At 70.4% G+C, this 26,376-nt stretch carries 21 protein-coding genes, 1 tRNA gene and 1 pseudogene; 11 read left to right on the forward strand and 12 right to left on the reverse strand.

The annotated features are described in order from the left end of the window. Nucleotides 1-12 precede the first annotated feature (12 nt). Nucleotides 13-515: pseudogene (locus H4687_RS24610) on the reverse strand (IS256 family transposase); the annotation flags it as partial. 977 nt (nt 516-1,492) lie between these two features. Between H4687_RS24610 and H4687_RS24620 the strand changes: the two are divergent. Next, complete coding sequence (locus H4687_RS24620; RefSeq protein WP_192781713.1) at nt 1,493-2,668, forward strand: site-specific integrase; 1,176 nt, start codon at nt 1,493-1,495, stop codon at nt 2,666-2,668. A gap of 90 nt (nt 2,669-2,758) precedes the next feature. On the opposite strand, the gene H4687_RS24625 is transcribed toward H4687_RS24620, so the two are convergent. Further along, nucleotides 2,759-2,832, reverse strand: a tRNA-Gly gene (locus H4687_RS24625). Nucleotides 2,833-3,161: 329 nt separating this feature from the next. On the opposite strand from H4687_RS24625, the gene H4687_RS47560 reads away from it, so the two are divergent. The 3 genes from H4687_RS47560 (at nt 3,162) to H4687_RS24635 (ending at nt 4,497) form a co-directional block, all read left to right on the forward strand. Further along, the gene (locus H4687_RS47560) at nt 3,162-3,284 is read left to right on the forward strand and encodes a hypothetical protein (RefSeq protein WP_257035710.1); all 123 of its coding nucleotides are present in this window, start codon (nt 3,162-3,164) and stop codon (nt 3,282-3,284) included. Between the two features lie 110 nt (nt 3,285-3,394). Continuing rightward, nucleotides 3,395-3,970 (forward strand): dCTP deaminase, encoded by a 576-nt coding sequence (gene dcd, locus H4687_RS24630; RefSeq protein ID WP_050398817.1) that lies wholly within the window; start codon nt 3,395-3,397, stop codon nt 3,968-3,970. Beyond that, a complete protein-coding gene (locus H4687_RS24635) occupies nt 3,967-4,497 on the forward strand; it encodes a phosphoribosyltransferase (protein WP_050398816.1) in 531 nt (176 codons plus the stop codon). The genes dcd and H4687_RS24635 overlap by 4 nt, the downstream gene beginning before the upstream one ends. A gap of 90 nt (nt 4,498-4,587) precedes the next feature. Here H4687_RS24635 and H4687_RS24640 read toward each other — a convergent pair whose 3' ends face one another. From H4687_RS24640 to H4687_RS24675, 8 genes are all read right to left on the reverse strand, one after another. After that, nucleotides 4,588-5,409 (reverse strand): hypothetical protein, encoded by an 822-nt coding sequence (locus H4687_RS24640; RefSeq protein WP_233443518.1) that lies wholly within the window; start codon nt 5,407-5,409, stop codon nt 4,588-4,590. 198 nt (nt 5,410-5,607) lie between these two features. Next, entirely contained in the window at nt 5,608-6,636 is a 1,029-nt protein-coding gene (locus H4687_RS24645; protein ID WP_097249700.1) for a Yip1 family protein, read from the reverse strand. Between the two features lie 115 nt (nt 6,637-6,751). Next, nucleotides 6,752-8,263, reverse strand: a complete 1,512-nt coding sequence (locus H4687_RS24650; protein WP_046918923.1) for an FG-GAP repeat protein — start codon at nt 8,261-8,263, stop codon at nt 6,752-6,754. 114 nt (nt 8,264-8,377) lie between these two features. After that, on the reverse strand, nt 8,378-8,773 hold the full coding sequence (locus H4687_RS24655) for a nuclear transport factor 2 family protein (RefSeq protein ID WP_046918922.1): 396 nt from the start codon (nt 8,771-8,773) through the stop codon (nt 8,378-8,380). Nucleotides 8,774-8,978: 205 nt separating this feature from the next. Continuing rightward, complete coding sequence (locus H4687_RS24660) at nt 8,979-10,361, reverse strand: FG-GAP and VCBS repeat-containing protein (RefSeq protein WP_050398815.1); 1,383 nt, start codon at nt 10,359-10,361, stop codon at nt 8,979-8,981. 59 nt (nt 10,362-10,420) lie between these two features. Continuing rightward, nucleotides 10,421-11,845: an FG-GAP-like repeat-containing protein gene (locus H4687_RS24665; protein ID WP_050398814.1), complete on the reverse strand. Its 1,425-nt coding sequence runs from the start codon at nt 11,843-11,845 to the stop codon at nt 10,421-10,423. A 199-nt stretch (nt 11,846-12,044) separates the two neighbouring features. Continuing rightward, nucleotides 12,045-13,520 carry an FG-GAP-like repeat-containing protein gene (locus H4687_RS24670; RefSeq protein WP_050398812.1) on the reverse strand — a complete coding sequence of 492 codons (1,476 nt, stop codon included), beginning with the start codon at nt 13,518-13,520 and terminating at the stop codon, nt 12,045-12,047. Nucleotides 13,521-13,779: 259 nt separating this feature from the next. Continuing rightward, nucleotides 13,780-15,261, reverse strand: a complete 1,482-nt coding sequence (locus tag H4687_RS24675; RefSeq protein ID WP_050398811.1) for an FG-GAP and VCBS repeat-containing protein — start codon at nt 15,259-15,261, stop codon at nt 13,780-13,782. 338 nt (nt 15,262-15,599) lie between these two features. Between H4687_RS24675 and H4687_RS24680 the strand changes: the two genes are divergently transcribed. After that, the gene (locus H4687_RS24680) at nt 15,600-16,361 is read left to right on the forward strand and encodes a DUF6281 family protein (RefSeq protein WP_225966807.1); all 762 of its coding nucleotides are present in this window, start codon (nt 15,600-15,602) and stop codon (nt 16,359-16,361) included. Between the two features lie 120 nt (nt 16,362-16,481). On the opposite strand, the gene H4687_RS24685 is transcribed toward H4687_RS24680, so the two are convergent. Next, on the reverse strand, nt 16,482-18,764 hold the full coding sequence (locus H4687_RS24685; RefSeq protein ID WP_046919808.1) for a (Fe-S)-binding protein: 2,283 nt from the start codon (nt 18,762-18,764) through the stop codon (nt 16,482-16,484). 310 nt (nt 18,765-19,074) lie between these two features. On the opposite strand from H4687_RS24685, the gene H4687_RS24690 reads away from it, so the two are divergent. The 5 genes from H4687_RS24690 (at nt 19,075) to H4687_RS24710 (ending at nt 24,815) form a co-directional block, all read left to right on the forward strand. Beyond that, a complete protein-coding gene (locus H4687_RS24690; protein WP_192781714.1) occupies nt 19,075-20,334 on the forward strand; it encodes an MraY family glycosyltransferase in 1,260 nt (419 codons plus the stop codon). A 241-nt stretch (nt 20,335-20,575) separates the two neighbouring features. Next, nucleotides 20,576-22,429 (forward strand): molecular chaperone DnaK, encoded by a 1,854-nt coding sequence (gene dnaK, locus H4687_RS24695; RefSeq protein WP_005483619.1) that lies wholly within the window; start codon nt 20,576-20,578, stop codon nt 22,427-22,429. Beyond that, on the forward strand, nt 22,426-23,118 hold the full coding sequence (gene grpE, locus H4687_RS24700; RefSeq protein WP_046920093.1) for a nucleotide exchange factor GrpE: 693 nt from the start codon (nt 22,426-22,428) through the stop codon (nt 23,116-23,118). The genes dnaK and grpE overlap by 4 nt, the downstream gene beginning before the upstream one ends. Before the next feature lie 42 nt (nt 23,119-23,160). Continuing rightward, entirely contained in the window at nt 23,161-24,339 is a 1,179-nt protein-coding gene (gene dnaJ, locus H4687_RS24705) for a molecular chaperone DnaJ (RefSeq protein ID WP_050398810.1), read from the forward strand. A 5-nt stretch (nt 24,340-24,344) separates the two neighbouring features. Then, the gene (locus H4687_RS24710) at nt 24,345-24,815 is read left to right on the forward strand and encodes a heat shock protein transcriptional repressor HspR (RefSeq protein WP_046919836.1); all 471 of its coding nucleotides are present in this window, start codon (nt 24,345-24,347) and stop codon (nt 24,813-24,815) included. Nucleotides 24,816-24,929: 114 nt separating this feature from the next. On the opposite strand, the gene H4687_RS24715 is transcribed toward H4687_RS24710, so the two are convergent. Then, nucleotides 24,930-25,154 (reverse strand): hypothetical protein, encoded by a 225-nt coding sequence (locus H4687_RS24715; protein WP_050398809.1) that lies wholly within the window; start codon nt 25,152-25,154, stop codon nt 24,930-24,932. A gap of 456 nt (nt 25,155-25,610) precedes the next feature. Between H4687_RS24715 and H4687_RS24720 the strand changes: the two genes are divergently transcribed. Continuing rightward, the gene (locus tag H4687_RS24720) at nt 25,611-26,213 is read left to right on the forward strand and encodes a hypothetical protein (protein WP_050398807.1); all 603 of its coding nucleotides are present in this window, start codon (nt 25,611-25,613) and stop codon (nt 26,211-26,213) included. Nucleotides 26,214-26,376: the final 163 nt, after the last annotated feature.

Raw genomic sequence — 26,376 nt, forward strand, 5'->3', positions numbered from 1 at the left:
GGACTGCGGGTGGTTCCGCAGCAGGTGCACCACGCAGGTCTGCACGATCGTCCGCGGCCAGACCGTCTCCACCGCCTCGGGCAGGCCCTTGAGCCCGTCACAGACCAGCATCAGCACATCGCTGACGCCGCGGTTCTTGATCTCGGTGAGGATGTGCAGCCAGTGCTTGGCGCCTTCGCCGCCGTCACCGGCCCACAACCCCAGGATCTCCCGCCGGCCCTCGGTGGTCACGGCCAGAGCCACGTAGATGGGCCGGTTGGCCACCGCACCGTCGCGGATCTTCACGTGATGGCATCGATGAAGACCACCGGATAGACGGCGTCGAGGGGGCGGCTCTGCCATTCGGCCATGCCCTCCAGCACCTTGTCGGTGATGGTGGAGGTGGTCTGCCGGGAGACCTCGGCGCCATAGACCTCGGCCAGGTGCGCCTGCACCGCGCCGGTGGTCAGCCCCTTCGCGGCCGGCGAGATGACCATCTCGTCGACGCCGGTCAGGCGCTTCTGCCGCTTCTTGACGTGGAGTCCCGCGCGCTGGAGGCGGGCTGGATGACGGACCTCGTCGAACTCGCCTACACGCCCCAACTCGTCCACCAGATCCGGGACGTCGGCGATACCGCCGAGCGTCAGCACCAGCGGGCAGCGCTCCACGGCCTACGCCAGCTCACCCCTGCCTCCGAGGCTGTGGCCGAACGAACGGCTGAGCTGCTGAAGGCAGCCGCGGAGTCGCTTGCAGACCTCCCCGTCGACGCGACACTCCGACGCTGCCTGCACTACGTGGCCGAGACATCGTGCGCCGGCCTTCAAGTCCTGGCCACCCGGAACCCGCTCCTGTCCCGTCTTGCCGACGTGGCTTGGGAAGTCGCCCGTGTCCGCGTCGTATCGCCCTCCACCGTGACTCTCCACGTGGACGAGTTGCGGCAAGCCCAGGTGTATCGCCCGGCCGATCTGATGGGCACGGAGTTCCGGTCGAGCGCGGTGGCACCAGGTGCGGAGTACGAGCTGGTGGCCTTCTTCAACCAGTCGGGCGGCGACGACGGCTCGGCTTTCGCCGAGCGCCTTCGGTCACTCACGGATGACACGGTCGCGTGGCGTCGAGAGCTGCTGAGGGACGGCCAGGGCCACCCGGTCGCCCTCTACGCATGGGGGTTGGACGGTCGGACTCTGATCGTCCCCGTACTGCGCACCGCAGGCCATCCGCTGGAAGAGACCCTGGCCAGGCAGCTCCTCTTCCTGCTGAAGCGCCATGGGCGCGACTGCGGGGCGGAGACCATACGCATCAGCGACCCGCACCTCTCCGCCGTAGCCGAGGCCGCCGCTGGGGACGACGGCTTTTTCGAGCACGACGGCAAGTTCGTGGCCCTCCTGGTGAATGTGTGCGGTACGGCAGCCGAGGTGGAGGCGGTGGCCGGCGGACTCGCCCGCGAACTGACCGTGGAAGCGGCCTCACTTCACGCTGGGATGCCGGCCGAGGTGGCCTCTGTGGTGGAGCGCGCTTGGTGGCCGGCGAAGGTCATCGACTCGGAGCTGCCCGCTTCGGAGCCGTGCGGCAGTACCGGTCCGGGAAGTGGACGGCGTCGTACATTGCTCCCGACAACGAGCGTGTGCGTGCACCCGAGACCTTCGAGACGAAGAAGGACGCTGAGATCTGGCTCTCTCAGGTTGAGGCGGATCTCAGCCGGGGCGACTGGCGCGCTCCCGACGCGGGCGCCGTGAACTTTCGTGAGTACGCCGAGAAGTGGGTCGAGGAACGGGAGTTGGCCGTACGGACGGTGGACCTGTACCAACACCTTCTTCGGCTCTACATCCTCCCGGCCTTCGGCACGCTCGACCTGGACGAGATCACCGCCCCTCGCGTCCGCGAATGGCGCGCTGAGCGGCTGCGGGCAACAAGTGCCAAGACAACCGTTGCCAAGGCGTACAGGCTGCTCAAAGGCATCATGGAGACGGCCGTTGATGACGACCTGATCAGCCGCAATCCGTGCCGGATCAAGGGCGCGGGGAAGGAGTCGGCGGCTGAGCGCCGGATCGCCGCCGTCGCCCAGGTCGACGCACTTGCCGACGCGATCGGTATCCGTTGGCGTCTCATGGTCTACCTGGGCGCGTACGGACCGATGCGGCCCGAGGAGCTGGCCGGCCTTCGGCGCCGAGACGCCGACCTCGACAATCTGGTGATCCGCGTCCGTGCCGCCGAGCCCGAGCGGACCAACGGCAAGCGCGCTCCCGGTGCCACCAAGTCCGACGCGGGTGCCCGTCTCGTCGTCCTTCCCGCCTTCCTGGAGAAGGACGTGAAACGCCACCTCGCCTGGTACGCGGAGAAGGGGCCCGATGGACTTCTCTTCGTCGGAGAGAAGGGCGCTGCCTTCCGTCGCACATCCTTCGGCCGGAAGTGGCGTCGTGCGCGTGCCGCCGCGGGGCTGCCGGACGGCTTCCGCTTCTACGACCTTCGCCATACCGGGCACACGCTCTCCACGCGCTCCGGCGCCACGCTCAAAGACACCATGGTTCGGGCGGGACAGTCCTCCGAGAAGGCCGCGCTGATCTACCAGCACTCCGACGACGAGCGGCAGCGCGACTTGGCGGCCGGCCTCGACGAGATGGTGCGCGCCGAGCGTGCGAAGAACCACACGGGCGACTCCGCGCACCACAAGGAGGAGTCCACCGGGACGTAGACGAGTCCTTATGGTGCGGTTGTGGTGCGCTACCCACCCACCGGTCTAGACAACAAAGAACCCCCGGGCCGCTGGCCTGGGGGTTTCGCGTGGAGCGGGTGACGAGAATCGAACTCGCGCTCTCAGCTTGGGAAGCTGATGTTCTACCATTAAACTACACCCGCGTAAGACGCCGGTCGGTGCCGGTGTCGGAACGCGTCGTTACTTTACCTCATGTCGGGCCCCGCGCGTTGAAGGCGTGGGGCCCCGTTGTGTTTGTGGGGCGGGGACGGGGCTGCGGGGCGCGGGAGTTGGGGCGTACGGTGGAGGTGCGGAAGAGGGTCCGGGTGGGGCTTCGGCGGGATCGGAGTGCCGCCTGGAGGGCCGTCCCGAGTATCCCGTAATGTGGCGGTTCGTCGTCAGGTCGACGTAGGTCGACAGCCAGACGCGGCTCTTGGGGAAGGGACTCTTGGACTTGATGGAGCGCACCGTCGTCCGCTGTGCCGATGGGCACATGTTCAGCACCGCTTCGTTCCCGATGCAGCAGGCCGAACGCCTCGGCCCCGGCCGGCTCATGCGCTGCCCGCGCTGCGCCCGGTTGCGCAGTGTCGTACCGGTGACGCTGCAGAAGCGGTAGAAGCAGCGGGAGTAGCAGAAGCACTGGAAGCGGCACAGCAGGAACAGACAGGCGCGCGGGTTCGTCCAGCTGGTTAGGGACGGTCCGCGCGTCTTGCGTATCCTCGGGGCGTGCTTCTCTCAGACAAGGACATCCGGGCCGAGATCGACGCCGGACGGGTACGCATCGATCCGTACGACGAATCCATGGTGCAGCCGTCGAGCGTCGACGTGCGTCTCGACCGGTTCTTCCGGGTGTTCGAGAACCACCGGTACCCCCACATCGACCCGTCCGTCGAACAGTCCGACCTCACGCGGCTCGTGGAGCCCGAGGGCGACGAGCCGTTCATCCTGCATCCGGGCGAGTTCGTGCTCGCGAGTACGTACGAGGTCATCACCCTCCCCGACGACCTCGCCTCGCGACTGGAGGGCAAGAGTTCCCTCGGGCGGCTCGGGCTCGTCACGCACTCCACCGCCGGGTTCATCGACCCCGGTTTCTCCGGGCACGTGACCCTTGAGCTGTCGAACCTCGCGACGCTTCCGATCAAGCTCTGGCCGGGCATGAAGATCGGGCAGCTGTGCCTGTTCCGGCTCAGTTCGCCGGCCGAGTTCCCCTACGGCAGCGAGCGCTACGGTTCCCGCTACCAGGGGCAGCGCGGGCCCACCGCCTCCCGGTCCTTCCTCAACTTCCACCGGACCCAGGTGTGAGCGCCGAGCAGACGGCCGGGACGAGCGACGACGCGCCCGCCCGCGAGAACCTCACCTACGAGGCGTTCGGCACCGCCGTACGCGAACTGGCGCAGACCATCGCCGACGACGGGTACGAGCCCGACATCATCCTCTCCATCGCCCGCGGCGGCGTCTTCGTCGCCGGCGGGCTGGCCTACGCCCTGGACTGCAAGAACATCCACCTCGTGAACGTGGAGTTCTACACCGGCGTCGGCACGACCCTCGACATGCCCGTCATGCTCGCGCCCGTCCCGAACGCGATCGACTTCTCCGACAAGAAGGTCCTGATCACGGACGACGTCGCCGACACGGGCAAGACACTCAAGCTCGTCCACGACTTCTGCCTCGACGCCGTGGCCGAGGTCCGCTCCGCCGTGATCTACGAGAAGCCCCACTCCCTCGTGAAGTGCGAGTACGTGTGGAGGCGGACGGACGACTGGATCAACTTCCCGTGGAGCGTCGAACAGCCCGTCGTCAGGCGGGCCGGGCAGGTGCTCGACGCCTGAGTGGGGCTGGCCGTCGGTGACCGCTCCGGGCGGCGGGGCGTGGCGGCGCGTTCGCGTCGGCCTGCCTGCGCCGCCCGGGTGGGCCGGGGGTCAGGGGGCCGGGTGGGTGCGGACGCCCCAGGGTTCGAAGTCGTAGACGGTCTCGTTGATGCGGAGGCCGTCGACGGCGCCGATCCACATGTAGTCGCGGCCCTTGCCGACCGCGGCGCTGTAGAGGCTCGCCGGGTCGCCGCCGTCCTGGAGGGCGGCCATGACCGTGTCGAAGGTGCACAGGTCCGACTGCTCGCAGTTGGTCAGGCCGCCCGCGGCGCCCGTGAGGAACCAGGTGCCCGTCTCGGTGGCGTCGAGATAGTCGGTCCAGCGGTTGGTCACCGGGGCGGCGGCCGGTACCCACACGAGCGTGGAGTAGTTGACGCCGGCGTTCGGGGCGGCCAGGTTCGGGTCGATCTCGAACCTGATGTTCGGCATGTTCGTCGGGCCGCCGTAGGTGACGTTCTCGCCCGTCTGGAACACGTGGAAGCCGACCTCCTTCAGGCCCGACACCGGCCTGCTGAAGAAGTCGACCTCATTGCCGAAGTCGACCTTCTCGTTGGGGGCGGGCACGGTGGTGGTGCTGCCCGACACCTCGATGCCCAGGCTGCCCCGGCCGTACGGCGGTCTCCCCTCCGGGCCCAGCACGCCGAAGGAGCCGAACGGGCCGTTGCGCAGCTCGGCGACGGGGGAGCCGATCGTGTTGCGGGTGATCACACCCCAGTGGTCCGAGCGGCCCTGGTGGCCACCGCCGTCCCCGCCCTCGTCCCCGTTTCCGTTCCCGCTGGCGGAGGCGGTCCCGGGGAGGACCGCGGCGGACATGGCGACGAGCAGTGTGGCCAGGAGGATCGTTCCCCGGCGGACGCCAATGCGAGCTTTCACGCGCACTCCTGTGGAGGTCTTCGTGGTGCAGGATCAGGACGCGATGACGTTATCGGACGGTATGTGAATTGATGGTGTGATTGTGCGGTTTATGTGCACGGTTCGTCCGTTTGTGCAGGAGTGCGCCCGCGCACGGACATAGGGCGGGGCCCCGGCGCGCTGACTGCGCCGGGGCCCCGCCCTACGGAGACGTACCGCCTAGAACGTACCCAGCTTGATCAGCGACAGGATCGCCACCAGCTGGATCGCCGAGGCGCCCAGGGCCTTCGGCCAGGGGAGGTCGTGGGACTTGGAGACCATCAGGGTCAGGAGGGCGCCGGCCGCGACCCAGGTGATCCAGCCGAGGATCTGGACGAAGGAGGCGTCGCCGCCCGCGAACATGGCGACGACCAGGCGGGGCGCGTCCGTCAGGGCCATGATCAGCATCGAGAGGCCGACCGTGGGCTGCCAGGCGCCGTCGCCGCCGAGCTGTCGGGCCAGGGTGTGGGTGACCACGCCCAGGATGAAGGTGCTGAGCACCATCGTCACGGCCGTGACGAGGACGATCGGGACGGCGTTCGACAGCGTCGCGTTGATCGCGTCCTCGCGGGCGCCGTCGAAGCCGAAGACGGCCAGCAGGCCGTACAGGAACGTCACGATCAGGGCGGGGCCCCACACCGCGTAGTCGCGCATCACCAGGAACGTCTGGTTCGGGCTGGTGACGATGCCCTTGAGGAGGCCCTTCCACGGCAGACGGGGGCCGAGCGGGGCCGCCGGGGCGTTGCCCGCCCGGTAGGTGTCGCCCTGCTGGTACGGGTCCTCGCCGACGGCGAACATCTGCGTGTGACCCGCGTTGTTGGCCGCGTACGGGTCCGCGCCGCCCTGGGGGTGCCCGCCGTCGCCGAAGTACTCCGGCTCGCCGTGGCCCCCGGGGCCCCCGTGGTTCCCGCGTGGCCCGTGGTTGCCGGGCTGCCCGCCGCCGTGTGTCTGCGGCCAGCCGCCCTGGCCGCCGCTCCGGCCGCCGCCGTACGGCGGGCCCGGGGGCGTCTGGGGGTAGCCGTACGACGGGCCGCCGGCCTGCGGGGCCTGCTGTCCGTACGGAGGGTTGTGCGGTCGCGCTTGAGGAGCGCCGTTGTCCCGGCCGCGTCCGATCCTGAATCCAGCCACGTCATCGAACGTACCTGGTCCCGGGCGGCCGCGTGCCGGGCCGGGGCCAACCGGCCCGGCTTTGCGGCCGAGCTGTGACATCCCCTAAGGGGTCGTCAGGGGCGCGTCAGGGACGTGGGAGGGACGCGAGAACCGGGCGCCCCGCAGGCCTGTCCCGGCAGGTCGGCGCCGGTCCGCGTGATCGCTCGCCGGCGCGTCAGTGGCTGCTCAAGAACCTGCCGTACGACAGGGCCGAAGTCGGGGACGGGAGGCCGAGGTTGTTCGGGGTGAGGGCGCGGGAGTTCGTCACGGACATCTTCGGGAAGACCCAGACGCCGCCGGAGTTCGCGTTCTCGCCCGGGGAGCCGACGGCCATGTCGGGGACGCCGTCCTTGTCGTAGTCGCCGGTGGCGACGGCCGTGCCGAAGGCGTCGTTCGTCTCCGCCACGCCGGGGACGTGGGGGCGGTTCTGGTGGTACGGGACGGAGGTCGCCTCGCCGAAGGCGTCGACGATGCCGCCCTTGTGGCCCAGCAGCAGCGTGGCGGCACCGGCCGCCTTGCGGGTGCCGATGGCCTCGCCGGGGGCGCCCGCGATCAGATCGTCGCGGCCGTCGCGGTTCCAGTCCAGTACGGCGAGGGCGGCGCCGAAGCGGTCGCCGGTCTCGGCGACGCCGTACACGCCGACGGTGTCCTGGTTGAGGGTCTGGGAGCGGTACCCGAAGGAGTTCTTGTCGCCGTACTCGATGTGGATGCCGCCGCCCTTGGCGTACGACTCCGGGCCGCACGGATCGTCGATGTTCTCGTCGGCGATCTCACGGCACTCGCCGAGGGCCAGGTCGTCCAGACCGTCGCCGTCGAAGTCGCCGGCGGCGAGAGCGGAGGCGGCGGCGTTGTCGGAGTTCCAGGTGTTGGCCATGCGCCGCTCGGCCTCGTCCCACGCCCACAGCCGGACGTGCGACTGCGTGGAGGGGGCGTCGACCGTGTGGTAGGCGAGGGCCAGGTCGTCGATGCCGTCGGCGGTGAAGTCGCCGGTGGCGAGGATCGGGGCGCGGCCGCCCATCGGGGTGGTGAGGACGGTGGTGATGACGAGGTCCTCGCCGTCGTCGACGACCGCGCGCATCGCCACCGTGCCCCGGCCGCCGACCACGATGTCCCTCTGGTGGTCACCGGTGAGGTCGGTCGCCGCCACCGACAAGCCGTACTCGGACTTCGCCGACGGGCCGGTCAGGGCCGTGGAACCCGGGCCCGTGCCCTTCTTCGCGCCCCCGACGACGGTGATCGCGCCGGCGTCGGTGCCCCGCCCGTCGATGTCCTCGCCGGGCGCCCCGATGATCAGTTCCGCCCTGCCGTCGCCGCTCAGGTCCCGCAGCAGGACGGACGCGCCGAAGCGGTCGCCCTTCTCCGGGGAGCCGGGGACCTCGGGGGTGGCCTGGCTGACCCGGATGCTCCCGTACCCGCCGAGGCCCTTCGCGCCGCCCCAGACGAGGTTCACATAGCCGGCCTTCGCCTTGCCGTTCACGGTCGCGTCGGGCATGCCGACGGCCAGGTCCGCGTAGCCGTCGCCGTTGAAGTCGCTGGTCGCGGCGGTGGGCGTGGGGGCGGGCTCGGTGCGCGGGGCCGCGATGGCGCCCGTGGCGAGTGTCAGGGCGAGGGCGGCCGTGGTGGCGGTGGTGGTCGCCACGGTGGCGGCGGCCAGGGCGTACGTCCGTCGGTGCGTCCGTCTGTGCACGGGTGGCTCCAGGTGAATGGCCGGATGTCGAGGGTGTGGCTGGTTCACCTGTGTGACACCTGGAGGCCGTGCGGGGTTGTGCGGGCGGGGCCGGAAGAGTCTCGCCCCACGCGGCTAGGACCAGAACTCGCTCTCCTTGTCCAGGTCCTCCTGGCACTCGTCGATGTCGGTCATCTTGTCCCCGACGATGCGGAAGACGAGGCAGCCGTTCTGCTCGATCCGCCTGCCGCCGCGCTCGGCGGTGTAGCGGTGCACGGAGACGGCGTGGCCGCGGCCGTCCACGCAGACATGGCTCAGGGTGACGCCGAAGGTTCCGGCGGTCTCCTCGAAGAGCCGCTGGTACAGGGCGATGATGGAGTCCTGGCCCTTGTAGTCGCCCGACAAGGGGTGGCTGCCGGGGACGTGGTGCGTGCAGTCCGAGGCCATCAGGCCGCGGAGGGTGTCCATGTCGCCGCGGGTGAAGGCGTCGTAGCCCTTGCGGACGAGGCTTGCGTTCGGATGTTCGGCCATGGGGATCGCCGGCTTTCCGCTGCTACGGGGTTCTGCAGGAGGTCTACGGGGTTCTGTGGGGGTTTCCTGCCATATGAGCCATTATCGCGCGGGCGTGGGCTTTCGCGCGCGGTCCGGTGGCCGCCACCGGGTACACGGTCCGGTGGCCGCCACCGGGTACACGGTCCGGTGGCCGCCACCGGGTACGCGGTGGCGGCCGTCGTCGCTACTGCAGCATCCCCGAGACGATGTCGCCGTTCGCCGACTCCGCGCCCGACGTCGTGATGCCCTTCGACGAGCCCCGGAGCAGGAGCGAGCCGTAGTTCGCGGTGACGTACAGGTCCGCCCTGCCGTCGCCGTCGGTGTCGCGGAGGCGGACCGTGCTGCCGAAGGACTCGTCCTCCAGGCCACCGGGGACACCGGGGGTGTCGCGGGCGAACCACTGCGAACCCGTGCCGGTGAGGCCGGACTTGGCGCCGCGCAGGACGTGGACGCCGCCCGCGTAGGCCTGGGCGCCGATCTTCTCGCCCTCCGCGCCGACCGCCAGATCGGCGTGGCCGTCGCCGTCGACGTCGCCGGCGGACACCGACGCGCCGAACCAGTCGCCCCGCTCCGCGGTGCCCGCGACACCGGAGGTGTTCTGGGTGAAGCGGGCGCTGCGGCCCGGTCCGGACGAGGAGCCGTACCACACCGACACGCGGCCCTTGCCCCCGTCGTACACCGAGGTGCCGATGGCGATGTCGCCGTAGCCGTCCTTGTCGAAGTCGGCGATGACGCCGTCGCCGCCGCGTTCGGCCTGGCCGCCGTTGCCGTTCTCGCGCTCCAGGCGGAGGGTCTTGCCCGGGTAGAGCTTCGCCTTGCCGCCCTTGATGAACCAGGCGTCGGAGGCGATGTACTCCGGGTACACGACGTCGCCGATGACGACCAGGTCGGTCTTGCCGTCCTTGTCGACCTTGCCGGAGACGACGGCGGTGGAGTAGAAGCTGGAGCCGTCCTTGTCCAGGACCGTCACCGAGCCCGTCGCGCCCGACTTGGTGATCGCGCCCCGGTAGACGTACGTCTTGCTGTCGCGGACGAGGGCCAGGTCCTGGTTGCCGTCGCCGTCGAAGTCACCGGTGGCGAAGTCGCGGGCCTCGCCGGAGACGCCCTTCGGGCCCTTGAACGGGAGGGTCGTGCCGCCGGAGAGGCCCTGCTTGCCGCCCCACAGGACGGTGACCGTGCCGTTGTCCTTGTGCGTGCCGACGTTCTCGCCGTTCGCGGCGACCACCAGGTCGCCGTAGCCGTCCTTGTTGAAGTCCGCCGCCGTGCGGACCTCGCCGAAGAAGTCGTTCGACTCGTCGGCGCCGGGGACGCCCGCGCTCGCCTGGTCGACGAACTGGGTCTTCGTGCCGGGGCGGCCGGCCGCCGTGCCGAAGGTGACCAGGACGCCGCCGCCCTTGCTGTCGCCCTCGGGGCCGTACGAGAAGGCCGCGTAGTCGCGGTGACCGTCGCCGTTGAAGTCGTCCGCGTGACGGGCGGGCGCGGCGGAGGCGGAGCCGGCCGAGAGGGCGAGCGGGGTCACGGTGGCCGCCACGAGTGTCGCGGCCAGCGTGGCGCTACGGAATCGCATGCATGTCCTTCGAAGTGGGAGGAGGGGAGGGGGAAGGGAAAGGAGGGGGAGGGGCGCGGCTACTGGGCGAGCTGCGCGCCGAAGCTGTACGCGGTCTCCTTGAGCCCGACGTTCGCCGCCGTGATGCTCCTGGCGCCCTTCGTGGTCAGGCCGGAGGCCGTGCCCTTGAGGACGAGGAGCGCGCCCCTGGTGTTCTCGCCGGGCGCCGCGACGACCAGCTCGGCCCTGCCGTTGCGGTCGAGGTCGATCAGGCGGACGGCGCCGCCGAAGCCGTCCTGGGTCTCGGCGGTGCCGGGGACGCCCGCGGTGTCCTGGTGGTAGGCCTTGGCGCCCTTGGTGGTCAGACCGGTGGCCGAGCCGTACAGGACGGTGACGCTGCCGGCGTACCGCTTGCCGTTCACGCCCTCGTACTGCGCGCCGACCGCGAGGTCGGCGTACCTGTCGCCGTTGATGTCGCCGACGGAGAGCGAGCCGCCGAAGAAGTCGGACTCCTCGCCCGTGCCCGGGACGCCGGGGGTGTCCTGGTTGATGACCGTCGGGGTCTGGGTGAGGTCGGGACCGCCCTTGCCGCCGTACCAGATCTCCACCTGGCCGCCCGGGTGGCCCGCGCCGTCCTGGAGCGACGGCTCTCCGGGGTCGGCGAGGACGAGGTCGCCGTAGCCGTCGCCGTTGATGTCGCCGACGGTGACGCGGCCGTTGCCCTCGGCCTTCGGCATGTCGACCACGCTGGTCCTGCCGCCCTTGTACGTGTGGTACCTGACCTGGCCGCCGGGGTCGGAGGTCGTCGCGTACGTGTAGACGCGCTCGGCGGCCCTGTCGCCGGTGAGGTCGCCCGCGCCGACCTCGTCCGTGGAGCCGACGGTTCTGACGTAGCTCGCGCTCGCCGCGGCGCCGGTGGTCTTCTTGAACGGGCCGTTGTAGATCCGAGTCTGCCACAGGCCGGTGACGGTGAGGTCGGGTGAGCCGTCACCGTTGAAGTCGGCCGCCGCGAGGCCGTGGCCGTACCCCTGCTCGGCGGCGATGTCGGACGGCTGCGGCAGCGCGGTGCCGCCCGACAGGCCCTTCTTGCCGCCCCACAGGATGGTGACCTGGCCCACGTACGTGTCGACGCCGACGCCCTCGCCGGTCGCGCCGACGGCGAGGTCCGCGTAGCCGTCCTTGTCGAAGTCGGCCGAGGCCAGGCTGGCGCCGAAGGAGTCCTGCCGCTCGGCCGTACCGGCGACCCCGCTCGTGTTCTGCGTGATCACGCTCCGGTTCGCGGCCGAGACGCCCGACCTGGAGCCGTAGAGCACGACCACCGCGCCGGCCGACGAGGCGCTGCCGACATCGGTGCCCGGCGCGCCCACCGCGAGGTCGTGGTAGCCGTCGCCGTTGTAGTCGTCCGCGTACCTGGCGACCGCCGCGCCGGCGGGCGTGGCCAGGGCGAGCGGTGTCAGACCGGAGGCGAGCAGGCCCGCGGCCAGGAGGAAGGGGCGAGTGCGCAAGGGGACTCCAGGAGGGAGGAGGGCGCGTGGCGGGCGCGGCGCGCCCCACTGCCGGCGTAGGGGTGTGCGAGCAGGAGACCGGTGAAGGGGCGGGATGGTTGCACGGGAGGGCGGGGCGACTCCCGGGGGTGCGGACCCGCCCTTCGCGAGCGGGCCCGCCCCCTTGCCGGATGCGGGCCCGACTCGGATGTCCCGTACGTCAGTTGGCCGCGTTCGCGCCGAAGAACGGCTGGCCGGAGGTGGAGACGCCGACCGCGGACGGGGCGAGGGAGCGGGAACCGGTGGTGGTGATCTTCGTGCCGTCGGAGGGCAGGTAGAGCACCGAGCCGTTGAAGTCGTTCTCGCCGTACGCGCCGATCGTGAGGTCCGCCTTGCCGTCACCGGTGACGTCGGTGAGCTTGACCTCGCCGCCGAGCTGGTCGTCCTTCTCGTCCGAGCCGGGGACGCCGGCCGTGGACTGGGCGAAGTACTGGTAGCCGGAGGTGGTGTTCACGCCGGAGGCCGAGCCGTACAGGACGGTCACCGCACCGGCGTTGACGACACCGCCGAGGTTCTCGCCGGGTGCGCCGACGACCAGGTCGCTCTTGCCGTCGCCGTTGATGTCGCCGAGGGACAGCTCGCTGCCGAAGTAGTCGCCGCGCTCGGAGGAGCCGGGCACGTTGCCGCTGTTCTGCGTCACCGCGACCGTGGTGGCCGGGCCGTCGGCGGAGCCGTAGATGATGTGGACCTTGCCGCCGGTGGACGATCCGGGCACGCTGGGCTCGCTGCCGTCCTTGGACGGGTCCCAGTCCTGACCGGTGACCACGTCGCCGAAGCCGTCGCCGTTGACGTCGCCGATGCCGGTGATGACACCGCGCTTCAGCTCCCGCACACCGCCGTCCGAGCCCAGGCCGTCGGCCGCGCCGGGCACGTACCAGTTGGTGTTGTAGCCGTAGTCGCCGTCGGTCTCGAAGCCGTCGACGACCAGGTCGGTCCGCTTGTCGCCGTTGGTGTCGCCGGCGGTGAGCATGATCGAGCCCCCGTTGCCGGTGCGCAGGTCCAGCTTGATGCCGTACTGGTCGCCGAACGACCCGGACTTGGTGATGCCGTCGCCGATGACGTACACGAGGTTCGACGAGTTGCCGATCGCCAGGTCCTCGGTGCCGTCGCCGTCGAAGTCGCCGGCGGCCAGCGACTTGCCCCACTGGTCGTGGGACGAGGGCGCCAGGTCCTTGACGGTGGTGGCGCCGGAGAGGCCCTTGGCCGAGCCCCACGCGATGAGGACGGTGCCGCCGTCGGTGTCGCCGGACACGTCCTCGGTCGGCGCGCCCACCGCGAGGTCGTCGAAGCCGTCGCCGTTGAAGTCGCCGTACGCGCTGGACCAGCCGAACCAGTCGCCCGTCTCGGCGTCACCGGGCACGCCGGTGGTGTTCTGGCTGATGGCCGTGCGCTTGGCCGCCGTCACGCCGCTCGCGGATCCGTACAGGGCGACGACCTGTCCGGCGGACTTCTTGCCGCCCACGGTGGCTCCCCCCGCCGAGTACGCGACGTCGCCGAAGCCGTCGCCGTTGAAGTCGGCCACGGGGTGGTGGACCGAGTCGGCCGCCGTCGCCGACGCGGCCGAGAAGGTGAGCAGACCGCCGGTCAGCGCGACCGCGGAGGCCGTCGCGAGGGCGAGTCGCAAATGCTTGCGCATGCGGGAATCTCCTGCCGCATGCGGGACGCCTGGCAGACGTCCCGCGTCAAATGGGGTGCCTGTCTGTCCGTGTTCGCCCGGATTTCACCTGGGCTTCACGGGGAAGTTGGCGAACAAGAGACCGGTGAGGTGGCGGGAGGGTTGTACGGGAGTTCGAGAAATTTTTGCGACGGGAGGGACGGGAGGGACGGGAGGGATAGGAGAGATGAGAGGGACGGGAGAGATATGAGGGACGGGAGAGGTCAGGACCGCGCACGGGTCAGTTGGCCGCGTCGGCGCTGAAGTTCGGGGAGGCGTGCGTCGACACGCCCACGGCGGACGGGCCGAGGGAGCGCGTGCCGGTCGTGGTGATCCTCGTGCCGTCGGAGGGCAGGTAGACCACCGAGCCGTTGGCGTAGTTCTCACCCGCCCTGCCGACCGTGAGGTCCGCCCTGCCGTCGCCGGTGAGGTCGGTGAGCTTCACCTCGGAGCCGAAGTGGTCGTACCTCTCGTTCGTGCCGGGGACGCCGGCCGTGGACTGGGTGAAGTACTGCATGCCGGAGTCCGTGTCCAGGCCGGCGGCCGAGCCGTAGAGGACCGTGACCGCGCCGGCGTCGACGACACCCTTCAGGTCCTCGTCGAAGGTGCCGACCACCAGGTCCTGGAAGCCGTCGCCGTTGATGTCGCCGAGCGAGACTTCGAAGCCGAAGCTGTCCTCGCGCTCGGAGGTGCCGGGCACCTGGCCCGTGTTCTGGGACACCGCGGTGGACGTGGCCGTGACCGGGCCGGCGGCCGAGCCGTAGGTGATGTTGACCTTGCCGCCGGTGACGGAGTCGGGCGCGGAGAGCACGTCGGGGTCGTCGATCGGATCCCAGTGCTGGCCGGTGACGATGTCGCCGAACCCGTCGCCGTTGATGTCGCCGACGGCGCTGACGAGGCCGGGCTTCAGCTTCCGGGCCGAGGCGACGGACAGGCCGGTGGCCGTGCCGGGTACGTAGAAGTTGACGTTGTGGCGCCACGCGCCGCCGGTCTCGATGCCGCTGACGATCAGATCGGTCCGCCTGTCGCCGTTGGCGTCGCCCGCGTGGAGGTCGAGCGCGCCTGTGAACTCCTCGGACCTGATGGGCGCCTTGAAGGTGCGGTACGAACCGGGCTTGCCCGACGTGGCGATGCCGTCCCCGAACACATGGACCGTGCTCGACGCGGTGCCGACCGCGAGGTCCTCCGTGCCGTCGCCGTCGAAGTCGCCCGCCGCCAGCGACTTGCCCCAGCCGCCGTGCCGGGAGGGCGCCGGGTCCGCCAGCGTCGTACCGCCGGACAGGCCGCGCGGTGAACCCCAGACGATCGTGACCGTGCCGGTGTCCCGCACGCCTCCGGTGTCCTCCAGGCTCGCGGACACGGCGAGGTCGTCGAAGCCGTCGCCGTCGAAGTCGCCGTACGCGCTGACCCCGCCGAAGCGGTCGCCCTGCTCGGCGCTGCCGGGGATGCCGGGCGTGTTCTGGCTGAGTGTGGTGCGGTTCTCACCCGTCACGCCGCTCGGCGAGCCGTACAGGGCGACGATCTGGCCGGCGTAGGTCTTGCCGTCCACCGTGGCGACGGGGGCCGAGTACGCGATGTCGCCGTACCCGTCGCCGTCGAAGTCGGCCACGGGGTGGTGGACCGGGTCGGCGGCCGTGGCCGTCGCGGCGGAGAAGGTGAGCAGACCGCCGGTCAGCGCGGCCGCGGAGGCCGTCGCGAGGGCGAGTCGCAGGTGCTGGTGCATGCGGGGATCTCCTGCGGCATACGGGACGCCCGGCAGCGGGCGTCCACGTCGATGGGGTGCCTGTTCCGCCCGCGTACGCCTGGAGTCGGTCGGCGGTCGGGGAGGACGTCGGCGAAGAGGAGACCGTCGGAGGGGTGGAGGGGTTGTACGTGAACTCGGGGGGAATTCCGGGGTGTTGGGTGCGTCGGGGGTGGGGGGTGCTGGGCGTGTCGGCGGTCCGAACGTTCTTCCGCGCTCGTGCGTCTGCGGTGCGAGGCAACGACAGACGAGCCGTCGAACCGGTGGGAGACATGATGCTGAGCGGTACCCGTGTACGGATCGCCCTGACCGTCCTTGCGATGACACCCCTGGCCGTCGGGTGCGCGGCACTGGACACCGGGGGCACGAGTTCGTCCTCGTGCGCGTTCGCCGTGGACTACGACGACCGGCAGTACGTCGACGCGGGCAGGGTCGGTTACACCCTCGGCGCCGAGGTGGGCACCGCACGGGACTCGGTCTGCGACGACCAGGGCGGTGGCGAGGAGGATCGGGTGGAGCCGGGGGACCTGGGCGACTACGCGGCCTACGCCATCAAGGGCGTCGACACCGAGGACGCGATCGCGGTCCGCGAGTCCCCGGGGGCCGAGGTGCGCGTCGTGATCCACATGACCGCGGACGAAGGCGTGCGGGAGGCGGCCGAGCGCCTCTTCGGGAAGGAGGGGCGGGGCGGCGAGGGCGCCGGCACCCACGAAGACGGCACCCACGACGACGGCTCCGACAGCGGTGACGGCGGTGACAGCGACAGCGGGGTGGCTGCGGGGAAGTGTGTGCTCGTCGTGGAGTACGGGGACGAGAGCTACGTCAGCCGGGGCGACGCGAAGATCGAGCTGGGGGACAAGGCCGGGATCGCCCGTGCGGTGCCCTGTGGGGACACCCCCGGCGAGGTCGACCCCTCGGCCGAACCGGCGGCGTTCCAGGCGTACGAGATCAAGGGGCTGGACCCGGCCGACGCCATTGCCATCCGTTACTCGGCGGACCAGGAGCCGTTCCTCATGGTCCCCCTGTCCGACGACGACCTGGCGCCGGAGGTCGAGGACCTGCTCGCGGCCGAGGAAGGGTGAGCGGTACCGGCCCCGAGCCGCAGGGTCCTCGGCCCGTGCGTGCCCGCGCGGGCCGTGGCACGGCGACGCCCCCGGTCCGTGCGGACCGGGGGCGTCGGGGCGACTGCCGTGCGCGGACGGCTACTTCACCGGCTGCGGCTCCGGCTCGCTCTCCGTGTCCGTCGTGCCCGCCGGGGGCTCCTCCTCGTCCGGGACGGGCGTCTTGACGGACTCCAGCAGCAGCTGGGCGACGTCGACGACCGTGATGGACTCCTTGGCCTTGCCGTCGTTCTTCTTGCCGTTGACCGAGTCGGTCAGCATGACGAGGCAGAACGGGCAGGCGGTGGAGACGATGTCGGGGTTGAGGGAGAGGGCTTCGTCGACGCGCTCGTTGTTGATGCGCTTGCCGATCCGCTCCTCCATCCACATCCGCGCGCCGCCGGCGCCGCAGCAGAAGCCGCGTTCCTTGTGGCGGTGCATCTCCTGCTGGCGCAGGCCCGGGACGGCGGACATGATCTCGCGCGGGGGCGTGTAGATCTTGTTGTGGCGGCCCAGGTAGCAGGGGTCGTGGTAGGTGATCAGGCCCTCGACCGGGGTCACCGGGATCAGCTTGCCCTCGTCGATCAGGTGCTGGAGCAGCTGGGTGTGGTGGATGACCTCGTAGTCGCCGCCGAGCTGCGGGTACTCGTTGCCGAGCGTGTTGAGGCAGTGCGGGCAGGTGGCGACGATCTTCTTCGCGGACTTGGGCTTCTTGGTCGACTCGTCCTCGTCGTCCTCGCCGAAGGCCATGTTCAGCGCGGCGACGTTCTCCATGCCGAGTTCCTGGAACAGGGGCTCGTTGCCGAGGCGGCGGGCGGAGTCGCCGGTGCACTTCTCGTCGCCGCCCATGATGGCGAACGTGACGCCCGCCATGTGGAGCAGCTCGGCGAAGGCCTTGGTGGTCTTCTTCGCGCGGTCTTCGAGGGCGCCGGCGCAGCCGACCCAGTACAGGTACTCGACCTCGGTCAGGTCCTCGATGTCCTTGCCGACGACCGGGACCTCGAAGTCGACCTCCTTGAGCCATTCCAGGCGCTGCTTCTTCGCCAGACCCCAGGGGTTGCCCTTCTTCTCCAGGTTCTTGAGCATCGTGCCCGCCTCGGAGGGGAACGCGCTCTCGATCATCACCTGGTAGCGGCGCATGTCGACGATGTGGTCGACGTGCTCGATGTCCACCGGGCACTGCTCGACGCAGGCGCCGCAGGTGGTGCAGGACCACAGGACGTCCGGGTCGATGACGCCGTTCTCCTCGACGGTCCCGATCAGCGGACGCTCGGCCTCGGCGAGAGCGGCGGCGGGCACGTCCTTGAGCTGCTCCTCGGACGCCTTCTCCTCGCCCTCCATGCTCTTGCCGCCACCGGCGAGCAGGTAGGGGGCCTTGGCGTGCGCGTGGTCCCGCAGCGACATGATCAGCAGCTTGGGGGACAGCGGCTTGCCGGTGTTCCAGGCCGGGCACTGCGACTGGCAGCGGCCGCACTCGGTGCAGGTGGAGAAGTCGAGGATGCCCTTCCAGGAGAACTGCTCGACCTGGGAGACACCGAAGACGTCGTCGTCACCGGGGTCGGTGAAGTCGATCGGCTTGCCGCCGGAGGTCATCGGCTGCAGACCGCCGAGCGCGGTGGCGCCGTCGGCGTTGCGCTTGAACCAGATGTTCGGGAAGCCGAGGAAGCGGTGCCAGGCGACACCCATGTTGGTGTTCAGCGAGACCGTGATCATCCAGATCAGCGAGGTGCCGATCTTGATCATCGCTGTGAGGTAGATCAGGTTCTGCAGGGTGCTCGGGTCGAGGTCCTTGAAGGCCAGGACCAGCGGGTACGAGGCGAAGTACCCGGCCTCGTAGTGGTCCACGTGGTGGATGGCGCCTTCGAGGCCGCGCAGGGTGTAGATCGCGAGGCCGATGGTGAGGATGACGTACTCGACGAAGTACGCCTGCCAGGCCTTGGAGCCCGCGAAACGCGACTTGCGGCCGGCCCGGGAGGGCAGGTTGAGCAGCCGGACGGCGATCAGCACCAGGATGCCGAGGATCGTCATCACACCGATGAACTCGATGTACATCTCGAACGGCAGGAAGCCGCCGATCACCGGCAGCGTCCAGTCGGCCTCGAACAGCTGGCCGTACGCCTGCGCCAGGGTCGGGGGCAGCGTCAGGAAGCCGATCGCGACGAACCAGTGGGCGAAGCCCACGATCCCCCACCGGTTCATCCGGGTGTGGCCGAGGAACTCCTTGACCAGGGTGATCGTGCGCGCCTTCGGGTCGTCCGTACGGCTGCCCGCGGGCACCGGCTGGCCGAGCTTCACGAACCGGTAGATCTGCGCCACGGCTCGGGCGATGAGCGCAACGCCGACCACGGTCAGGACCAGCGACACGATGATCGCGGCGAGTTGCATTGGGGGCTCCTCGGGCCTGCGAGGGTTTTCTCCGGGGTGCCTGCCCGGCTCCTCGGAGATCATTGGAGATCATTACTAAGCGGTAACTTATGCAGTCCGTCTGAGACTACCCAGTTCTCCTGCCGCACTGTAGCCAGGGGGGCGGTGATCTGCGTCGCTGAGGGTTGCCTGAGTGCGGGCCTGTCGCGCCGGGGGTGATACGCGCCGGTGTCGGGGCGGGGGCCGGCCGTGGGGGCCGGTGCGGGCGCGCTGTTTCAAAACGATCGTGTTATTCATGAGAAATTGTGACATTCACGCCTAACTTGGATCCGTGCTGTACGGAATCCTCGCTGCCGCCTCCGCCCTGTTGCTGACCGCCGTGCTCTCGGCGGCCGTCCGTGTGCCCGCGCTGCGGCTGGGGATCGTGGAGCGGCGGCGCGGGCGGCGGGTGCCGGTGCTCGGCGGTGTCGCGGTGATGGCCGGGGTGGGGGCCGTGGCCTGGGTGGGGGAGTGGAGCGGGGTCGCTCCGCTGGGGGACGAGGCCGGGTGGCTGATCGTCGCGGGGGCCGGGCTCGGGCTGCTCGGGCTGGTCGGTGACGTGTGGCGCCTTCCGGCGGTGGTCGGGGCGGCGGGGGTCGTCGTCGCCGCCGCGCTGGTGGTGCCGTACCGCGACCTGGGTGTGCTGGGCGGGGTGTCGGGGATCGCCTGGATCACTCTCGTGGTGCACGGGTTCAAGGGGATGGCGCGGTCCGACGGGGTGCTCGGGGTGGTGGGGGCGGTCACCGCGTTCGCGCTGAGCGGGTGCGCGGCGGCGGAGGTCATGGACGGTCTGGCGACGCTGTTCAGCGTGGTGGCGGCCGCGCTCACGGGGTTCCTGATGCACAACTGGCCGCCCGCGCGCGTCGCGCTCGGCACCTGCGGGGCGCTCTTCGTGGGCTTCGTGCTGGCGGGGGGTGTGCTGCATGTGTACGCCGTCGGGTACGGGGCGGGGGTCGGGGCGCCCTTCGCCCTCACGGCCGTGGCCACCGCCGACGCCGTCCTCGTCCTCGTGTCGCGGAAGCGGGCGGGGCGGGAGCTGTGGCGGGGCGGGCCCGACCATCTCGCCCACCGGCTGCGGCGGATCGGGCTCACGCCGCCGGGGGTGGTGGTCGTGCTGGGGATCGCCGCGGGGGGCTCCGCCGGGATGGGGCTCGCCATCCACATGCTGTGGACGGAGCCGGGGGTCGCGTGGTGGGTGGCGGGGGCGGCCGGGGTGGTCGTCCTCGGGATGCTCTTCGTGCCGGTGGGTCCGCCGCGTACCGCCGTGGCCGCCGGGCGGGCCGCGCGGTCCGGTGCGCGGTCCGGTGCGGGGTCCGGTGCGGGGTCTGTTCCGGCCGCCGCGGGTGCCGTCGCTTCGGCCGCCGCCGGTGCCGCCGCGCGCCGTCCGCGGCCCCCGGGCGCCCGGGCGGTTCCGACGGGCGTCCACCGGGTGCCCGACCCCGCCGCCCCTCGCTCCATTCCGGGGGGCCGCGCCCCCGGCCCCTCCTCCCGGCCGACCCGCCTCGGCCGGCAGGAGGCGGCCGAGCTGGGGCGGCGGGGGCGGGTGGGGTAGGGGGATCGGAGGTCCGGGGAACCGGGGGCCGGGGGTCGGGGGAACCCTCCACGCGCCCCCATCCAGCCCCCGTCACCCTCATGCCCCCGCCCCTCCTCTCCTCATAAGCGCAGGTCAGCGCCCGCATGCGTATAAGGAAAACATAAGAGTTGAGCCCCCTCGGCTCAGGTCTGTTGACCCATCGGGAGGCGTCGTGCACACTTGAGCCTGTTCCACTCAAGTCATTGTTGGAGGAATCGAAATGGCACGTGCGGTCGGCATCGACCTGGGCACGACTAACTCCGTCGTCAGCGTTCTTGAAGGCGGCGAGCCCACCGTCATCACCAACGCAGAGGGCGCCAGGACCACGCCGTCCGTCGTCGCCTTCGCCAAGAACGGTGAGGTGCTCGTCGGCGAGGTCGCCAAGCGCCAGGCGGTCACGAACGTGGACCGGACGATCCGGTCCGTCAAGCGTCACATGGGCACGGACTGGAAGATCGAGCTCGACGGGAAGCACTTCAACCCGCAGCAGATGAGCGCCTTCATCCTGCAGAAGCTGAAGCGCGACGCCGAGGCGTACCTGGGCGAGAAGGTCGCGGACGCGGTCATCACCGTCCCGGCGTACTTCAACGACTCCGAGCGCCAGGCGACGAAGGAGGCCGGTGAGATCGCGGGGCTGAACGTGCTCCGTATCGTCAACGAGCCGACCGCCGCCGCCCTCGCCTACGGCCTCGACAAGGACGACCAGACGATCCTCGTCTTCGACCTCGGCGGCGGCACCTTCGACGTGTCGCTCCTGGAGATCGGTGACGGCGTCGTCGAGGTGAAGGCCACCAACGGTGACAACCACCTCGGTGGTGACGACTGGGACCAGCGCGTCGTCGACTACCTGGTGCAGCAGTTCCGCGCCGGCCACGGCGTGGACCTCGCCAAGGACAAGATGGCCCTGCAGCGTCTGCGCGAGGCCGCCGAGAAGGCGAAGATCGAGCTGTCCTCCTCCACGGAGACCTCGATCAACCTGCCCTACATCACCGCCTCCGCCGAGGGCCCGCTGCACCTGGACGAGAAGCTCACCCGGGCCCAGTTCCAGCAGCTGACGGCCGACCTGCTGGAGCGCTGCAAGACGCCGTTCCACAACGTCATCAAGGACGCCGGGATCGCCCTGTCCGAGATCGACCACGTCGTTCTCGTCGGCGGCTCCACCCGTATGCCCGCCGTCGCCGAGCTGGTCAAGGAACTGACCGGCGGCAACGAGGCCAACAAGGGTGTGAACCCGGACGAGGTCGTCGCCATCGGCGCCGCCCTCCAGGCCGGTGTCCTCAAGGGCGAGGTCAAGGACGTCCTGCTCCTCGACGTCACCCCGCTGTCCCTCGGTATCGAGACCAAGGGCGGCATCATGACCAAGCTCATCGAGCGGAACACGACGATCCCGACCAAGCGGTCCGAGATCTTCACCACCGCCGAGGACAACCAGCCGTCCGTGCAGATCCAGGTCTACCAGGGCGAGCGCGAGATCGCGGCGTACAACAAGAAGCTCGGGATGTTCGAGCTGACCGGTCTGCCGCCCGCCCCGCGCGGTGTCCCGCAGATCGAGGTCGCCTTCGACATCGACGCCAACGGCATCATGCACGTGACCGCGAAGGACCTGGGCACGGGCAAGGAGCAGAAGATGACCGTCACCGGCGGCTCCTCGCTGCCGAAGGACGAGGTCGACCGGATGCGCCAGGAGGCCGAGAAGTACGCGGAGGAGGACCACGCCCGCCGCGAGGCCGCCGAGAGCCGCAACCAGGGCGAGCAGCTCGTCTACCAGACCGAGAAGTTCCTCAAGGACAACGAGGACAAGGTCCCCGGCGACATCAAGACCGAGGTCGAGGCCGCCGTCGCCGAGCTGAAGGAAGTCCTCAAGGGTGAGGACACCGCCGAGATCCGCACGGCCACCGAGAAGGTCGCCGCCGTCTCGCAGAAGCTCGGCCAGGCCCTGTACGCCGACGCCCAGGCCGCGCAGGCCGCGGGCGGCGAGGCCGGCGCCGGCGCCGGTGACGCCAAGGCCGACGACGATGTCGTGGACGCCGAGATCGTCGACGAGGACCGTGAGCGCAAGGACGGTGCCGCGTGACGGAGGAGACCCCGGGCTTCGACGAGCAGCAGCCGCAGTCGGCTCAGCCGCAGCAGCCTGATGTCCCCTCCGGCTCTGACGACGCCGAGCCGAAGGCCGCCCCCCAGGAGGGGGCGGCCCCGGCCGGGGACGCGGCGGCGACGGCCCAGGTGGCCGGTCTGACGGCACAGCTGGACCAGGTGCGTACGGCGCTCGGTGAGCGCACCGCGGACCTCCAGCGTCTCCAGGCCGAGTACCAGAACTACCGCCGACGGGTCGAGCGCGACCGGATCACGGTCAAGGAGATCGCCGTGGCGAACCTCCTGACCGAACTCCTGCCCGTGCTCGACGACATCGGCCGCGCGCGGGAGCACGGCGAACTCGTCGGCGGCTTCAAGTCCGTCGCCGAGTCGCTGGAGACGGTCGCGGCGAAGATGGGCCTGCAGCAGTTCGGCAAGGAGGGTGAGCCCTTCGACCCGACGATCCACGAGGCCCTGATGCACAGTTACGCGCCCGACGTCACCGAGACGACGTGCGTGGCGATTCTCCAGCCGGGGTATCGCATCGGCGAGCGCACCATCCGCCCCGCGCGGGTGGCCGTGGCCGAACCGCAGCCCGGTGCGCAGTCCGCCAAGGCCGAGGAGTCCGAGGGCGCCTCCGATGCCTCCGGTGCCGACGACAAGGAGAGCGGTGGCCCGGACGAGGGCTGACGCAGGCGGCATGCAGGCTGAGCGGAAGGAGGGACGTCGCGGATGAGTACCAAGGACTTCATCGAGAAGGACTACTACAAGGTCCTCGGCGTCCCCAAGGACGCCACCGAGGCCGAGATCAAGAAGGCGTACCGCAAACTCGCCCGCGAGTTCCACCCGGACGCCAACAAGGGGAACGTCAAGGCCGAGGAGCGCTTCAAGGAGATCTCCGAGGCCAACGACATCCTCGGTGACCCCAAGAAGCGCAAGGAGTACGACGAGGCCCGCGCCCTCTTCGGCAACGGCGCCTTCCGCCCGGGGCCGGGCGCCGGCGGCGGCTCGTTCAACTTCGACCTGGGCGACCTCTTCGGAGGCGGCGCCCAGGGCGGGGGGCAGGCGGGCGGCTTCGGCGGGGGCATCGGCGATGTCTTCGGCGGCCTCTTCAACCGGGGCAGCTCCGGCACCACGCGGGTGCAGCCCCGGCGCGGCCAGGACATCGAGTCCGAGGTCACGCTGAGCTTCACCGAGGCCATCGAGGGCGCGACCGTCCCGCTCCGGATGTCCTCGCAGTCGCCCTGCAAGGCCTGTTCGGGCACCGGCGACGCCAACGGCACGCCCCGCGTGTGCCCGACGTGCGTCGGCACCGGCCAGGTCGCGCGGGGCTCCGGCGGCGGCTTCTCCCTGACCGACCCCTGCCCCGACTGCAAGGGCCGGGGCCTGATCGCCGAGGACCCCTGCGACATCTGCAAGGGATCGGGCCGCGCCAAGTCGTCCCGCACCATGCAGGTCCGGATCCCGGCGGGCGTCTCCGACGGCCAGCGGATCCGGCTGCGCGGCAAGGGCGCCCCCGGTGAACGGGGCGGCCCGGCAGGCGACTTGTACGTCGTCGTGCACGTCGACCCGCACCCGGTGTTCGGCCGCAAGGACGACAACCTCACGGTGACCGTCCCGGTGACGTATCCGGAGGCGGCCCTGGGCGGCGAGGTCCGGGTCCCGACCCTGGGCGGACCGCCGGTCACCCTGAAACTGCCTCCGGGCACCCCCAACGGCCGTACGATGCGGGCCCGGGGCAAGGGCGCCTTCCGCAAGGACGGCACCCGCGGGGACCTGCTGATCACCGTCGAGGTGAGTGTTCCGAAGGACCTGTCGGGGAAGGCTCGTGACGCCCTGGAGGCGTATCGCGAGGCGACCGCGGGCGAGGACCCGCGGGCGGAGCTGTTCCAGGCCGCGAAGGGAGCATGAATGTGATGGACGGCCGCCGTAGGCAGAATCCGTTGGGTAGGGCGTACGAGCTGACGGAGGAGACACCGGTGTACGTCATCTCGGTGGCCGCCCAGCTCTCCGGTCTGCACCCGCAGACCCTGCGCCAGTACGACCGTCTCGGCCTGGTCTCCCCGGACCGCACCGCCGGGCGCGGCCGTCGCTACTCGGCCCGCGACATCGAACTGCTGCGCACGGTCCAGCAGTTGTCGCAGGACGAGGGCATCAACCTGGCCGGCATCAAGCGCATCATCGAGCTGGAGAACCAGGTCGCGGCCCTCCAGTCGAGGGTGGCCGAGATGGAGGCCGCCCTCGACGGCGCCGCCGCGACCATGCGCCAGCGCGAGGCGGCGGTCCATGCCTCCTACCGGCGCGACCTGGTGCCGTATCAGGAGATGCAGCAGAGCAGCGCGTTGGTGGTGTGGCGGCCCAAGGGGCGGCAGACGTCATCGGACTGACCATCCCGAGTACGCGGAAGGGCCCGGAGGTTCGCACGAACCTCCGGGCACGCCGCGCCTGGCACGACGTCATTGCGTTAGGCACTCATCGAGGACGATCCAGTCGTCACTCATTCACGAGCCCTGTGGATACTTCCGGTCGATGGAGGACGCGAACCACTCGCACAGCCACGTCAGTTCCGGCCCGGGCGGCCGGGCTGATCGGCAGCTCTGCTCGTAGGGGCCGTACCGGCCCTCGATGCCGTCGGGCCACAGAGGGGTGTGCGAGACACCGATCTCGAAGAAGAACCGCAGTAGTGACCAGCGCCGACGAATGAGCCCAACAGCGCCCAGGGTCATGCCACGTTGACAGCACGCTCGTCGGCCGAATCACATCTGTACATGGACCTGCGTCGCTGTGCGTGCGGGACGGGCTGCTTCGATCGTCGACACCGGCTGGAGCTGCACGGTGACGTCCTGGGCGCGGCGTACGAGGGTGCGTGCGGTCGGTGCGGGGTGACCCGCCGTTTCGAGTTCCGCCTGACGGAGGAGATCCCCCGCCCCCGCCGGCCTTCGGTGGCGCGGAGGCTTCGCAGATCATGGAGAGAGGCGGTGACGGGGGGGAAGGTCGGCGGTCCTGGAGCTGTAGCGGCGGTGGGTGGTCGGGATTCCCGGACTCCCGCCCGCCGGCACGGTGCCCCATGGCGGCTCCAGCCATCACCACTGTGCTCGGAGGGGCGGATCGGCGCGGTGAGCGGTGACCGGGCACAGTCCGGTGGATATGAATGACGTGACCATGATTACGTCGAGAATCTGATGACGGACTGTGCCGTTCTGGTGGCTGCCGGAGCTGTAGGCATCACGGTCTTCATCTTCGCGGCGCGCCCGCCGCTGCGGCGCCTCTACGCGCGACGTCTCGTGAGTCCGCTGGCGGTGCTCGCCGTCCTCGCCCTGGAGATGGGCATGTTCTGCCTCATGCTCCAAGCGGTGCGCGGCAACGCCCTTTCTCCGGATGGCCTCAACACGTGGTTGTCCGAGGCCGATGACCCAGAAGCAGGCACCGGTACCGTGATCCTCGGTCCGGCGCTCGGCCTGCTGGCCCTCGTGGCTCCCGTCGCCTGCTTCGTTCTGATGCTCGTCTCCGCGGTCGCCATTCCGGTGACCACCTACACGGCGCTCAACTCATGCTTCCGCGTGGGCGATGTGCACGAGATGCTGCCCGGACTCCTCTCGCCGCTGCTGGTCTGGTCGCTGTTCTTCATCAGCCTCTCCGACGGTCCCGACGTCTCGGCTCCGCCGGAGGTGCTGTACTCCTTCCTGCTCGGCGGCCCGCTGTCGGTGACGGCACTGTCCGTCTGGGAGATACGTCGACTACGCACGAAGTACGGGATGAACCTGCGGGCCGCGTTGGCCCGATAGGGCCGTGAGACCGCCAGAGCCGTCACCGGTGGAGGGCGGGCCCAGGACTTGTACCTGGCACCCAGGCGTACATCTCCAAGTGTCCGGAGCCGGAGTGCTGCGGAGCGACCAGTCGACACCCCCGGTCCTGTCTGTCCGCTGACGGGGAGGTGACGGCGGGGAC

It is taken from the genome of Streptomyces stelliscabiei, from assembly GCF_014873495.1.
Lineage (GTDB): Bacteria > Actinomycetota > Actinomycetes > Streptomycetales > Streptomycetaceae > Streptomyces > Streptomyces bottropensis.